Below are 13,525 nucleotides of genomic sequence, written 5' to 3'. Positions count from 1 at the left end.
GCAGATCGGTAGATTATCCGGCCACAGTCTGCCGTAGGCAAACCCGAACCGTGACTTTGCGTGGCAAGGATGCCGTATGGCACAAAAAAGCCCGGCTTGCGGGGCAGGCCGGGCTCTGGAACTACGGCGATATCAGAAGGAGGTGCCAAGCTCGATCGCGGCACCCACATCAGCACTGCTGTACAGAGCGCCAATATCCAGACGGGCGCCAAGAACATTCAGGCCCAGACCAGCGGTGAACTGGGTATCTTCTTCGATGCCGTCGTTATCGCTGTTGCTGGCCAGGTTGTGCCGGATACCGGCGCGCAGCTGGGCGTAACGCCAGGCGTCGAATTCGGCGCCGACAGCCAGCCATTGTGTATCGTCTTCAAAGCCGAAGGCTTTTTTCTTGGTCAGGTCCAGTTCGGCTGTGACTACGTGGTAGTCGCTCTTGTGGGCGATGGCGGCAGTGACCATGGGGTTGAGTTCGAGGGTGCGTTTCTCTTCGCCGAGGAACGGGCGTGCCTGCGCGGAGTCCAGCTCCATCGGAATCAGGTTTTTGACCACCACACCGGCATTCCACTCGCGATTCTCACCGAAGGCATAGGCGGCACCGATATCCAGGTTGAAGCCGCTTTTGTCAGTTTCGAATTCGTCACTGTCGAAGTCATCGTCTTCAAAACCTGAGACGGTTTCGGTGTATTGGAAAGTGCGAAGCTCGACATATTTTGGGGTGACGCCGAACTGGAATTGCTCGCCATTGTTCAACTCAAAGGTTGTGGCCAGGCTGATGCCGACCTCAGCAACTGCCGACGCTAGAATGCGGCCCCTGGATTTCAGATCCCTGTCCAGGTCTGCAGTTGCAAGCTCCAGTGCAGTAGCGGTTTCGAGCTCCCTCAGGAACGCATCATCATCCGGATCCAGTTCGCCCCTGACGGTCGCCCGGATGGCGCCATCCGCCACAAAGCCTACTGAAATGGAATTCGTGGGAATAGCAAAGGCAATGCCCAGGCCAGCATCGACCCGAACAGTGTCTCGATCAAAGTTGTTCAAACGCTCCCGAAGATCTCCTGCGAGACGACGTGCTTCTTCGGGGTTAGAGGTTCTGTTCAGTCCCTGGAACTCATCAATCACATCCTGAATATCATCAATCTGATCAATAACTTCTTCTTCATCCGCAAATCGTGCATTGACCGAGGGCAGCATCAGGCCGAAATCATCCGCCCAGTCATGCTGGGGCGCGGCCATCATGGCCGGGTTGGCCAAGGGGGCCGCAGAGGGATGTGCTACGGCGACGCCAGTCCCGCCCATGGCGAACGAGCGCGCAGACATGGGTGTCTGCGGGCTCGCAAGGGCAGAGGTGGTGGCAACGGAAAGGCTGATGGCCAGGGACAATTTGCAAAGGCGGTTTGTTTTCATGAACAGTCCTGAGTTGTTTTTTGCAGGTACAAACAATTAAGTACTTGAAAGATTAGACGAGTTTAATCCGTGAAGCAGCTCACAACGGGTAACGGTTTGTTCCCGAACTGTAAACGAAGGCAGACTGTTGCCGCTTTCCCATGGGAGAAAGGTCGTTGGTTTTAAAAAAGCGCGTAACATCATTGGGTTGTTGATGCTGGCGTGATTTTTTCATGGATACTGCAAAAGTGTTTTCCGGAGACAAGATAATGACACTGCGATGGACTCTCGTGCCTGTTCTGGTTTTTACATTGGCAGCTTGCGCGCCGGTGGGCAGCTATCAGAACAGCTCGCAGGATACCCGTACAGAATTTGAACCCATCACGGTTCGGGTCAGTGGTTTTGGCACCTACCAGGATGTCCGTGAAGACCGCATCAATCCTCGAAAGCGGTTAATGGCCCGGCGTGCTTCGCAACTGGATGCCTATCGGAATCTGGCTGAGCGGGTATACGGTACGGTGATTTACGGCAGTTCCACGGTGAATGATTTTGTCGTTAACAATGACAACTTCCGCACCTATGTAGACAGTTATATTCGCGGCGCGCGGATGGTGGCGGTGAACGAGCACAGCGATGGTGTGATTGAGACAGTGATGGAGCTCAAGCTGGAACCAAGATTCCGTGAGTGCGTTTCACGGGTGGTGGATGATCAGGTTCGGGATCAATGCATGATCCCCATGCCGCGCCAGAACGACCGGGTTGGGGATGTAGAAACCCGGCGCACCCAGTCGCTCTATTATCTGGATTAATCCGTTAATGCCCTGGCGGAATGCGGGAGAAGTATGAAAACCATTGTTCTATTGTTGCTGTGGGTATGCTCGGGCGTGGTCAGCGCCGCGGTGCTTGAGGGGGTGGGCCATGCCAATATCCGGGAGAACAATCTGGACCAGGCCCGCGCCGAGGCCCGGCAGGCGGCCATGCGTGATCTCGCACTGCAGTATGAGGCCAGCGTAAGCACCCAGGATACGCTTGAAAATGGTGAGCTGACCCAGTCCCGAACGCAGCTATCGGCCACCGCCCAGTTACGTAATGCCACCATTGTGGATGAGTACCGTAGCGGCAACCTTTTGCGGGTGGTGGTGCGGGCCGAGATGGCGGATGCTTCCGGTACCGAAAGTTGTAAGGCCGGGGAAGCCTCCGGGCTGCGCAAGCGGGTTGCGGTGACAGGCTTTCCGATTGTCCGGCCACAGCAGGGCGGAAATCCGGGGCTCGATGATGCCGGCGAGAAATTGCCGCAGGCACTGATTGCCCGCTTGCAGTCTCAAGGCAGGATGCAGGTGTTGGGTTCCACCTCATTGCAGTTGTTTAGCGATCTTCCGGATGCTCCGACCTCGCGCCAGAATCTGGCCGCGAACCACTTGACCAATGTGGTTCAATTGGCTCGGGAGCTGGGGGCGCAGTTCGTGGTGTCGGGTGTGATCAGAGACATTGGTGTGGCAGACCCAAACGCCTGGGGCAGTTCCATCATCAACCGCATGCAACGCGGCATTGGGCTGGTCGATACCACTCGCCGGTTTGAAGCTGAGGTGATGGTGTTCGATGGCTTCAGTGGTTCGCCGGTATTTCGTCAGCGTTTTGAAACCTCCGCTCGCTGGGATCCCAAGGGCAGTGGCACGGGCGGTTTTGCATCTGCCGGCTTCGAGCAATCCGAGTGGGGCCGGGCGGTGTCTGGTGTGATTGATGACATGTCGGTGGCGGTGAACAATGCCCTGGCGTGTCAGCCATTCATGGTGCGGGTCACTCGGGTGACTGGCGATCGGGTGACTCTGGCCTCTGGAGCTACGGCTGGCCTGCGTCCGGGTGACGAGCTCAATATCTACCGCAGCCAGCGTTACTTTGATTCACTGGACGGCACCCCTGAGCTGACGGACGCGAGAGTTTCAATCACCCTGGATAACGTGCACCCGGATTTCAGCATCGGTCGGCTGCCGATAATCGGTGGTCAGGTGAATATCCAGCGGGATGACATGGCGATCATCTGGTGAGATCAGGCGGCTTCGGCCGCCGCGATGTCCCGGATCTTGCCGACCATTGCCCGCAGGCCATTACCCCGTGTTGGCGAGATGTGGCGGAACAGATCCAGTTGTTCGAACAGCTCGTCGATGTCGGTGGCCAGCAACTCCCGCGGTGTCTTGCCGTTCAGGGCTACCAGTATAATGGCCGCCAGGCCACGCACGATGATGGCGTCTGAATCGATCAGCAGGAACAGTTTGCCGCTGTCTTCGTCGTGATGGTGAACCAGCCACACCTGGCTTTGGCAGCCATGCACGTAATTCTCTTCTGTCCGCTCGTCATCCGGGAACGCCGGCAACTGTTTGCCCAGGTCCACGATGTAGGCGTAGCGCTCTTCCCAGTCGTCCAGAAACTCAAAGGCGTCCAGAACGTCTTCCAGGGTGGTTTTTACCCCCAGAGGGTTGTCGAGAAATTGTTCCTTGCTGGCGGTCATAGCATTCCCAGTTCAAGTTTGGCTTCGTCGGTGAGCATATCGTTGTTCCAGGGCGGATCAAAGGTCAGCTCAACCGTTACCTTGTCGACGTTGGGGACATGCTCCACCTTGGTTTGCACATCGTTGGTGATGACGGGGCCCATGCCACAGCCAGCGGCGGTGAGGGTCATGGTGATGTGAATGTGGTTGCCGTCTTCGGTGCCGTTCTCGATTTTGCAGTTGTAGATCAGGCCCAGGTCCACCACGTTGACCGGGATTTCCGGGTCATAGCAGTTGCGCAGGGCTTCCCACACCTGGTTTTCGTTGATGGTGCCGTCTTCCGGGGTCTCAAAGCTGCTTTCCAGGGGCTGCTTGCCCAAGGCGTCTGCGTCGTGACCCTCAATGCGTGCCAGGTTGCCATTCACCGCTACGGTAAAGGTGCCACCGAGGGACTGGGTGATGGTCACGAAGGTGTCTGACGGAATCATGATCTCCGTGCCGGAAGGCACCAGCCGGGCCTCCACTTCGCGCTTGGTTAGAACAACTTCCCGTTCTTGCATGCTCTGTAAGACCTCTGTTTATGCCACCGTAAAACTCTCGCCACACCCACACTCCGCTGTCGCGTTGGGGTTGCGGAAGCGGAACAGGGAGTTGACGCCCTCGGTGACAAAATCGATTTCAATACCGTTCACCAGGGGCAGGTGTTCCTGCTTTACGAACACATCCACGCCGTCGATTGTAAAAATACGGTCGTCGGATTCCGGGGTTTCCACCCACTGGGTTTCATATTTGAAGCCGGAGCAGCCACTCTTTCTGATGGCCAGGCGAATGCCCTTGGCTTCTGGTTTTTTATCCAGTTGTTTGCGAACGTGTTTGACCGCCGTCGGAGTCATGGTCACGTTCACATCATTTGGGGTGAAGACTTCGGCTGACATGTTTCCACCTCCTCAGGCAAACAGGCGCTGAATCTTTTGCAGGCCGGTAAACAGTTTCTCGACCTCTTCCAGCGTATTGTAGAACGCAAATGAAGCCCGGGCTGTACCGGGTACTCCGTAGAAATCCATCAATGGCATCGCGCAGTGGTGACCAGTGCGGATGGCAATGCCTTGCTGGTCCAGCAGGGTGCCGATGTCGCTTGGGTGCAGGCCGGCAATCTTGAAGGACATTACCGGTACTTTCTGCCTCGCGGTGCCGATAATCTCCATGCCCGGAACCGTCTCTACCAGCTCGTTGGCACGGATAAGCAGGGCATTTTCTGCCGCTTCCATGGCCTGGCGGTCCAGCCTGTCCAGGTAATCGATCGCGGCCGCGAGGCCGACGGCTTCGGCGATCGCCGGGGTGCCAGCTTCAAACTTGTAGGGCAGAACGTTCCAGGTGGTGCGCTCGAACGACACCCGTTCAATCATCTCGCCTCCCCCCTGATAAGGAGGCATTTCTTCCAGCAGTTCTCCACGGCCATACAGCACACCGATGCCGGTGGGCCCGAACAGTTTGTGGGATGAAAACACGTAAAAATCACAGCCCAGTGCCTGCACGTCTGGCTTGAAATGCGGCACCGCCTGGGCGCCGTCAATCAGGGTGATCACGCCCTGCTTTTTTGCCTGCTCGATCAACGGGGCAATCGGGTTTACGGTGCCCAACACATTGGATACGTGAGTCAGAGCCAGCACGCGAGTACGCTCGTTGAGGAGGCTGTTGAAGGAATCCAGGTCGAGATCGCCTTCGGGGGTAACCTGCACAGGGACCACTTTGGCGCCGGTGCGCTCGGCGATCATCTGCCACGGCACGATGTTGGCGTGGTGTTCCATATGGCTGACCAGGATCTCATCGCCGGCTTTCAGGCGCGGGGCAAGGCCGTTGGCCACCAGGTTGATGGCCTCCGTGGTGCCACGGGTCCAGATAATTTCTTTGGTGCTGGGGGCGTTCAGGAAATGACGCACCACTTCCCTGGCGCCTTCAAAGGCGGCCGTTGCCCGGTCGCCCAGAGTGTGGGCGCCCCGATGCACGTTGGAATGCATCTCGCGGTAATAGCGGTCCATGGCATCGAGGACGGCTTGTGGCTTCTGGGCCGAAGCGCCGTTGTCCAGATACACCAGCGGCTTCCCGTTGATTTCCTGTGCCAGGATCGGGAAGTCTCGGCGGATGGCTTCTACATCAAACGCCGGGGAGTTGGTGTTCTTTACCACGGACAAGTCAGTCATGCCCTCAGGCCTCCTGAAAGGTTTGCTCGAAGAAATCATTGAGCCGCGCCTGGGCAGTTTCGCGCACGGCTTCCACCGGAATCTGCTGCACCAGCTCGTTTATAAACGCCATGGTCAACAGCACGTTGGCCTGCCGGCGACCAATGCCGCGGGATACCAGATAGAACACCGAGGTTTCATCCAGTTGGCCAATGGTGGCGCCGTGTGCACACTTGACGTCATCCGCGTAGATCTCAAGTTCCGGTTTCGTATCGATCTCTGCACCGTTAGACAGCAGCAGATTTTTGTTGTTCATATCCGCATTGGACTTCTGGGCGTCCTGGTGGATATGAATGCGGCCATTGAAGATAGCGTGGGACTGGTCCGCAGCGATGTTGCGGTAGGTCTCTTCGCTGTTGCAGTGGGCCGCTACATGGTCAATGGATGTGTGGTTGTCGTAGTGCTGCTTGCCCTGGGTAACCACTACGCCGTTGAGTTTGGTCTCCGCGCCCTCACCTTCCAGGCGAACCTGCAGATCGTGCCGGCGCAGCGGGCCGCCGAAGCCCACGCAGTGGCTTTCGAACCGGGAACTGCGTTGCTGCAGAACGCCAGTAGCGCCAATGTGCTGAACGTTTTCACCTTCCATGTTCAGGCGAATGCTGGTGATGTTGGCGCCATCGGCCAGGTTGAATTCGGTAACGGTGTTAACCAGGGCGCTTGCATCACCACTGGAAATGTATTCTTCCACCAGCGTCATCTGGCTGTTGGCGCCGGCTTCCACGTAGATACGCGGATAAGCCGAACCACTGTCATCGGCGGTGGTTTCGTGGATCACGAACAACGGCTGGTCGAGCACGGCACCGGGCAGTAGGCGAATAAACAGGCCGTCCTCGAATCGGGCGCCGTTCACGCGGGCAAACTGGGCCTGGTCATGGTCCAGGGTGCTGCCAAGCTGCAGTGATACCGCCTTGGCGTCGTCTTCATCCAAGTCACTGAAACTCTGGATGATGATACCGTCCAGGTCCGGGTACTCACTGGCTTCCGGGATCATCACGCCGTTGTTGAAAACAACTTTGTAACCGGGAACCGCCAGGCTGTTGCCGCCTTTGCCTTCAGTCGGCAAGGAGATGGCCATGTCATCGGCCAGTTTCAGATACTTGCTGGAGTACTTCCAGTTCTCGGTTTTGCGGGTTGGCAGTGGCATATCAACCAGTGCGCTGGCCCTTTGTTTACGCAGCGCCAGCAACGGCTCCGGCAAAGATTGCCCGGCCGGGTGCAGGAAGGCGCTGGAAAGCGTGGGTGCTGATTTCATTCCGCGACCTCCTGATCAGTTGCTGGTGTCTTCGTCTTTGATGCCCAACCAGCCATAACCCCGTTCTTCCAGCTCAAGGGCCAGTTCGCGGCCGCCGGATTTAACGATTTTGCCGCCGGCCAGTACGTGCACGTAGTCCGGCACAATGTGGTTCAGCAGGCGCTGGTAGTGGGTGACCATCAGGATGGCGCGGTCTTCAGCGCGCAATGCGTTTACGCCGTTGGATACGACTTGCAGGGCGTCGATGTCCAGGCCGGAGTCGGTTTCATCCAGAATCGCCAGTTTCGGTTGCAGCAGCAGGGCCTGCATGATTTCGTTACGCTTCTTCTCGCCACCGGAGAAGCCTTCGTTTACGCCGCGCTTCAGAAATGCCGGGTCCAGGTCGACCTGTTTGGAGACCTCTTTGGCCAGCTTCATGAATTCGGCGGCGTTCATTTCTTCTTCGCCTTTGTGCTTGCGCATGGCGTTTACGGCGGTGCGTAGGAACTGAAGGTTGCTGACACCGGGGATTTCCACCGGGTACTGGAACGCCAGGAAGATACCTTCGCGGGCGCGCTCTTCGGTTTCCTGATCCAGCAGGTTGTCGCCATTGAGGGTGACTTCGCCGCTGGTAACTTCAAATGCGTCGTTGCCTGCCAGAACCTGTGACAGGGTACTCTTACCGGAACCGTTCGGGCCCATAATGGCGTGAACTTCCCCGGCTTTGATCTCCAGGTTGATGCCTTTGAGGATTTCTTTGCCCTCAACGGAGGCGTGCAGGTTTTTGATGCTCAGCATTTGTACGCTTCTCTCTTTTTAACCGTCTGAATTCTTTTCCTGCCCCAAGTATGGGGGAGTCAGCTATCAGGGTGTCCCTTCCGGGATACTTGTGTGTATGCCGTCTCGTTAACCGACGGAGCCTTCCAGGCTGACTTCCAGAAGCTTGCCGGCTTCCACCGCAAACTCCATCGGCAGCTCTTTGAACACTTCCTTACAGAAGCCGTTCACGATCATGGACACCGCCTGCTCCGGATCGATACCACGCTGACGGCACAAGAACATCTGCTCGTCGCTGACCTTGGAGGTGGTGGCTTCGTGCTCCACGATGGCCGATTTGTTCTTGCTTTCGATGTACGGGAAGGTGTGGGCGCCACAGCGGTCGCCAATCAGCAGCGAGTCACACTGGGTAAAGTTACGCGCACCTTCCGCGCCCGGGCCGAATTTTACCAGGCCGCGGTAAGCGTTGGAGCTGCGGCCGGCGGAGATACCCTTGGAGATGATGGTGCTCTTGGTGTTCTTGCCAAGGTGAATCATCTTGGTGCCGGTATCGGCCTGCTGGTAGTTGTGGGTGAGGGCCACGGAGTAGAACTCACCAACGCTGTTCTCACCGCGCAGCACACAGCTCGGGTATTTCCAGGTGATGGCGGAGCCGGTTTCTACCTGGGTCCAGGAGATCTTGGAATTCTTGCCGATGCAGGCGCCGCGCTTGGTGACGAAGTTGTAGATGCCGCCTTTGCCGTTCTCGTCGCCCGGGTACCAGTTCTGTACCGTGGAGTATTTGATCTGGGCGTCGTCCAGGGCGACCAGTTCCACCACTGCTGCGTGCAGCTGGTTCTCATCCCGCATGGGGGCGGTGCAGCCTTCCAGGTAGCTCACGTAGCTGCCTTCTTCGGCGATGATCAGGGTGCGCTCGAACTGGCCGGTGTTGGCCGCGTTAATCCTGAAGTAGGTGGACAGTTCCATGGGGCAGCGAACGCCCTTCGGGATGTACACGAAGGAGCCATCGGAGAACACGGCGGAGTTGAGGGCGGCGAAGTAGTTGTCGCCGGCCGGCACGACGCTGCCCAGGTATTTTTTCACCAGTTCCGGATACTTCTGTACCGCTTCGGAGATGGGGCAGAAGATCACGCCGGCTTTTTCCAGCGGTTCTTTGAAGGTGGTGGCCACAGAAACGGAATCGAAGACGGCATCAACCGCTACACCGGCCAGTTTCGCCCGTTCGTGCAGGGGGATGCCCAGTTTTTCGTAGGTGCGCAGCAGCTCCGGATCAACGTCGTCCAGGCTCTGGGGCATGTCTTCTTTTTTCTTGGGCGCCGAATAATAGGATATGGCATCGTAGTCCACTTTCGGGAAATCTACGTGAGCCCATTCCGGCTCGTCCATTTCCAGCCAGCGACGATAGGCTTTCAGGCGCCATTCGAGCATGAATTCCGGTTCCTGTTTGATTTCAGACAGGCGGCGGATTACATCTTCATTGAGGCCGGGTTCGAAGGTGTCGGATTCAATTTCAGTGACGAATCCGTGCTCGTATTCCCGTTTGATCAGCTCTTTCACCTCGTTGTCGGTGGTCGCCATGATCGTCGCTCCGTAATTCTCTCATCTTGGGCATGGTGCCCTGTGTTTCGCCGAGCATACCTTTGGCTGGGTGGTGTCGGCGGATGTCATCTGTTTGCTGGCGTTGCAGTGGTCGCTCGTGTCCTTGAGTACGCCCTGCAATCGGTTTTTGGATGACGGGGCGGGCTTTTTTGGCCGTTTTCCCGTTGCTTCTGGCGAGCGATTATACAATACCAGAGTATTTTAGTCAGGTATTAAATCGGTTGTGTAGGGATTATACCTTAATCGGCCCTCGGGGCACTAAGGGGGCGGTTATTGCCTTGATAGACTTTGGTTTGTTTTCTGGCCTGGAGTCTGGGCTTTTGTAGCCTTCAGGATTGGTGTGGTCGCCGGGCGGGTACGCCTTCCCAAAACACGCTGTGGATACGTCCGTGTACGCTCTGCTCCGCCATCCCTGGCTCCGCAAGGTTTTGGGAAGGCGTACCCGCCCAGCTCCGGCGACATTGCGCGGACCGCCACTAAGCTTCTCTTTAACTCTCTGGGCTATTGGGAAAAATCTTGGTCAGGTAAGTGAAGTCCAGCTTTTCCGGCAAGCTATCTGGCCTGGGGATTTTAACGATGTGACCGCTGCCCGGGGCGTAGTCCATGGCTTCGCCGTGGCGGTTTTCCATGGTGTTGGCGCTGAAGCGCAGGTTGCCGGACGGGGTGATGAGTTCGAGTTGGTCGCCGGGGGCGAATTTGTTTTTGACGTCGATGGTGAGCCATCGGTCATCCGCATCGGTAATGGTGCCTACCACTTGCTGGGTGCCGAGGTAGGAGGAGCCCTGTTCGTAGGTCTGGTATTCCTGGGGTACGTGACGGCGGAGGAAACCTTCGGTGTAGCCGCGGTTCGAGAGGGCTTCGAGTTCGTTCATCATGTGCATGTCAAAAGGTTTGCCGGCGAGGGCGTCGTTGATGGCCTGGCGGTAGACCTGGGTGGTGCGGGCCACGTAGTAGGTGCTTTTGGTTCGGCCTTCGATTTTCAGGGAGTGGACGCCCATGTTGACCAGTTCGGCGACGTGCTGGACGGCGCGGAGGTCTTTGGAGTTCATGATGTAGGTGCCGTGTTCATCCTCGTAGGCGGGGATGAAGCCGCCGGGGCGGTTGGGTTCTTCCAGCAGGATTTCTTTGGGTTCGTAGGTTTTCACGGCGTCGGCGGAGGTGGCGATCAGGTCGCCGGTCTGGTCGTGGCTGTGTTGTACCGGTTTGTAGTTCCAGCGGCAGGCGTTGGTGCAGGCGCCCTGGTTGGCGTCGCGGTGGTTCATGTAGCCGGACAGCAGGCAGCGGCCGGAGTAGGCCATGCACAACGCGCCGTGTACGAACACTTCCAGTTCCATTCCGGGGACTTTCTCGCGGATTTCGCGGATTTCGTTCAGGGCCAGTTCCCGGGACAGGATGACCCGGTTGATGCCCTGGCGGCGCCAGAATTCGACGGTGGCCCAGTTGACGGCGTTGGCTTGTACCGACAGGTGGATGGGTTGGTCGGGCCAGGTTTCCCTCACCAGCATGATCAGGCCCGGGTCGGACATGATCAGGGCGTCGGGCTTATGTTCCAGCACTGGCGCCAGGTCTCGCAGGTAGCTGCGTACCTTGTCGTTGTGGGGGGCGATGTTGGAGACGAGGTAGAACTGTTTTCCCAATTCGTGGGCGCGTTCGATGCCGGCGCCGAGAGCTGAAACGTCTCTGAAACTGTTGTTCCTTACTCTCAGCGAGTACCTTGGCTGGCCGGCATAGACTGCATCGGCGCCGTAGGCGAAAGCGGTTTCAAGGTGTTCGGGGGTGCCGGCGGGCGCGAGCAGTTCCGGGGTGGTCATGGGGGCTCCGGGTGGTTCTGGTAATCAGTGGTTGCAGGAAGGGCATCATGAAAAATGTGGATTTTGCCCTAAACTGAGTGCATCGCCATTGATCTTGCTCAAAAGTCGTATTGATTGATCTCGGCTAACATGTGTACGCTGACAAGCTTTCACAGTGGATTAAAACAGAATGGCAGGAGGAATTGGCATGGCATCAGAGCCTCTGGGGCCTGAGGTTTCAAAGCGTTCGTTGAGTAATCGGGTCAGTGTGTTGATCCGGCTTCAGTTGGCGCGTGGCAAGGTGGGTGTGGAGACGGTGGCAGGGCAGCTGAATATGAGCCGCTACACGTTGCACAAGAAGTTGCGGCAAGAGGGGCTGACGTTTGCGTCGTTGCTGGAGCAGGTGCGCCGCGAACAGGCCATTACCTACATGAAAGATAAAACCAAGCCGCTGGTAGAGATTGCCGAACAGCTTGGTTTCTCGGAACTCAGCGCATTCAGCCGGGCGTTCAAGCGCTGGATGGGCACTCCGCCGGCTGAATATCGCTCGCTCAGGCTGTCCTGATCAGACTTTCTTGAAAATCAGGGTGGCGTTGGTGCCGCCGAAGCCGAAGCTGTTGCTCATCACCAGGTCCAGGTTCTGGTTGTCCTGGCGTTCCCGGACGATGGGGTAGCCTTCGGCGCCTTCGTCCAGGTTCTGGATGTTGGCAGACGGGGCAATAAAGCCTTCCCGTTGCATGATCAGGGTGTAAATGGCTTCGTGCACGCCAGCGGCACCCAGGGCGTGGCCGCACAGGGGTTTGGTGGAGCTCAGTGGCGGAATTTTGTCGCCAAAGGTGTCCTTCAGGGCTTTCAGCTCGGTTATGTCACCGGCCGGGGTGCTGGTACCGTGGGTGTTGATGTATTTGATCTCACCGCCAGCCTGCGCCATGGCCTGCTTCATGCAGCGAACCGCACCTTCGCCACTCGGGGCGACCATATCGGCGCCGTCTGAGGTGGCGCCAAAGCCAACCAGTTCCGCCAGGATGGTGGCGCCACGGGCTTCCGCGTGCTCCAGGGATTCCAGTACCAAGGCACCGCCACCGCCGGAGATAACGAAGCCGTCGCGGTCCGCATCGTAGGTGCGTGAGGCCAGCTCCGGTGTGTCGTTGTACTTGGTGGACAGCGCGCCCATGGCGTCGAACATCAGGCTCAGAGTCCAGTGAATGTCCTCACCACCACCAGCGAGCATGACTTCCTGACGGCCCAGGGCGATCTGATCTGCCGCGTGGCCAATGCAGTGGGCACTGGTGGCGCAGGCAGAGGTGATGCCGTAGTTGATGCCGGTAATGCCAAATGCGGTAGTAATGGATGCGTTGATCGCGCTACCCATGGTGCGGGGCACCCGATAAGGGCCAACCCGGCGAATGCCTTTGTCGCGATGGGTGTCGATGGCGTCCAGAAGCTCCACGGTGGAGGCGCCGCCAGTACCAAATACCGCACCGGTGCTGTTGGCACGAATCTGTTCTTCGGTCAGGCCTGCCTGTTCGATGGCTTCTTTGGCTGACAGGTAGCAGTAGCCGGCCGCCGGGGACATGAAGCGCCAGATCTTGCGGTCGATCAGTTCCGACAGGTTCAGGTCGATCTTGCCCGCAACGTGGCTTCGCAGACCATTGTCTCTGGCTTCCTCACTGAAGGCGATGCCGGAGCGGGATTCCCGAAGGGACTGGGCTACTTCTTTCTGGTTGGTTCCGAGGCTGGAGACAATCCCCATGCCGGTTACAACAACGCGACGCATCGTGCTAACTCCTAAAAGTCATCAGTAGATGTGAACAGGCCAACCCGAAGGTCTTTGGCGGTGTAGATTTCCCGGCCGTCGACTTCCATACGGGCATCCGCAATTGCCATGGTCAGCTTACGGCGGATGAGGCGTTTGATGTCCAGGCGGTAAGTAAGAGCCTGTAAATAAATCTGTGTAACTGCCCATCCCATTACAGGTGGCCGTCCAGGCGGTCACCGAACTCGATAATAAAGCGATTCAATGCCG

Annotated in this window: 13 protein-coding genes and 1 pseudogene; 3 read left to right on the top strand and 11 right to left on the bottom strand. The window is 57.7% G+C overall.

Features of this window, described 5'->3' with window-relative positions; translation table 11 throughout:
* Positions 1-132: 132 nt before the first annotated feature.
* Complete coding sequence (gene traF / locus ABIE59_RS18470; protein ID WP_354449161.1) at positions 133-1,398, bottom strand: conjugal transfer protein TraF; 1,266 nt, start codon at positions 1,396-1,398, stop codon at positions 133-135.
* A 248-nt stretch (positions 1,399-1,646) separates the two neighbouring features.
* Between traF and ABIE59_RS18465 the strand changes: the two genes are divergently transcribed.
* Both ABIE59_RS18465 and ABIE59_RS18460 read left to right on the top strand, forming a co-directional pair.
* Entirely contained in the window at positions 1,647-2,186 is a 540-nt protein-coding gene (locus ABIE59_RS18465) for an LPP20 family lipoprotein (RefSeq protein ID WP_061332971.1), read from the top strand.
* A 33-nt stretch (positions 2,187-2,219) separates the two neighbouring features.
* Complete coding sequence (locus ABIE59_RS18460; RefSeq protein ID WP_354449159.1) at positions 2,220-3,422, top strand: flagellar assembly protein T N-terminal domain-containing protein; 1,203 nt, start codon at positions 2,220-2,222, stop codon at positions 3,420-3,422.
* 2 nt (positions 3,423-3,424) lie between these two features.
* Here the strand turns inward: ABIE59_RS18460 and ABIE59_RS18455 are convergent, their stop codons facing one another.
* The 8 genes from ABIE59_RS18455 to trhP form a co-directional block, all read right to left on the bottom strand.
* Positions 3,425-3,883: a SufE family protein gene (locus ABIE59_RS18455; RefSeq protein WP_058090504.1), complete on the bottom strand. Its 459-nt coding sequence runs from the start codon at positions 3,881-3,883 to the stop codon at positions 3,425-3,427.
* The gene (gene sufT / locus ABIE59_RS18450) at positions 3,880-4,422 is read right to left on the bottom strand and encodes a putative Fe-S cluster assembly protein SufT (protein WP_152439009.1); all 543 of its coding nucleotides are present in this window, start codon (positions 4,420-4,422) and stop codon (positions 3,880-3,882) included. Before sufT ends, ABIE59_RS18455 begins: the two co-directional genes overlap by 4 nt.
* An 18-nt stretch (positions 4,423-4,440) precedes the next feature.
* Complete coding sequence (locus ABIE59_RS18445; RefSeq protein WP_342631133.1) at positions 4,441-4,797, bottom strand: HesB/IscA family protein; 357 nt, start codon at positions 4,795-4,797, stop codon at positions 4,441-4,443.
* A 12-nt stretch (positions 4,798-4,809) separates the two neighbouring features.
* Entirely contained in the window at positions 4,810-6,063 is a 1,254-nt protein-coding gene (locus tag ABIE59_RS18440) for an aminotransferase class V-fold PLP-dependent enzyme (RefSeq protein WP_354449156.1), read from the bottom strand.
* A 4-nt stretch (positions 6,064-6,067) separates the two neighbouring features.
* The gene (sufD, locus tag ABIE59_RS18435) at positions 6,068-7,354 is read right to left on the bottom strand and encodes a Fe-S cluster assembly protein SufD (RefSeq protein WP_354449154.1); all 1,287 of its coding nucleotides are present in this window, start codon (positions 7,352-7,354) and stop codon (positions 6,068-6,070) included.
* 15 nt (positions 7,355-7,369) lie between these two features.
* Positions 7,370-8,131, bottom strand: coding sequence for a Fe-S cluster assembly ATPase SufC (sufC, locus tag ABIE59_RS18430; protein ID WP_354449152.1), 762 nt, complete (start codon positions 8,129-8,131; stop codon positions 7,370-7,372).
* 108 nt (positions 8,132-8,239) lie between these two features.
* Positions 8,240-9,688: a Fe-S cluster assembly protein SufB gene (gene sufB / locus ABIE59_RS18425; RefSeq protein ID WP_354449150.1), complete on the bottom strand. Its 1,449-nt coding sequence runs from the start codon at positions 9,686-9,688 to the stop codon at positions 8,240-8,242.
* A gap of 509 nt (positions 9,689-10,197) precedes the next feature.
* Entirely contained in the window at positions 10,198-11,520 is a 1,323-nt protein-coding gene (gene trhP, locus ABIE59_RS18420) for a prephenate-dependent tRNA uridine(34) hydroxylase TrhP (protein WP_354449148.1), read from the bottom strand.
* A 187-nt stretch (positions 11,521-11,707) separates the two neighbouring features.
* Between trhP and ABIE59_RS18415 the strand changes: the two genes are divergently transcribed.
* Positions 11,708-12,064, top strand: a complete 357-nt coding sequence (locus ABIE59_RS18415; RefSeq protein WP_072676369.1) for a helix-turn-helix domain-containing protein — start codon at positions 11,708-11,710, stop codon at positions 12,062-12,064.
* Here ABIE59_RS18415 and fabB read toward each other — a convergent pair whose 3' ends face one another.
* Both fabB and ABIE59_RS18405 read right to left on the bottom strand, forming a co-directional pair.
* Positions 12,065-13,276, bottom strand: a complete 1,212-nt coding sequence (gene fabB, locus ABIE59_RS18410) for a beta-ketoacyl-ACP synthase I (RefSeq protein ID WP_354449146.1) — start codon at positions 13,274-13,276, stop codon at positions 12,065-12,067.
* 11 nt (positions 13,277-13,287) lie between these two features.
* Positions 13,288-13,434: pseudogene (locus tag ABIE59_RS18405) on the bottom strand (beta-hydroxydecanoyl-ACP dehydratase); the annotation flags it as partial.
* Between the last annotated feature and the right edge of the window lie 91 nt (positions 13,435-13,525).

Origin of the sequence: Marinobacter sp. MBR-99, from assembly GCF_040547575.1 — a bacterium.
Classification (GTDB): Bacteria; Pseudomonadota; Gammaproteobacteria; order Pseudomonadales; family Oleiphilaceae; genus Marinobacter.
Note: the sequence above shows the minus strand (reverse complement) of the source record. Positions and strands in the feature narration are given on the sequence as shown.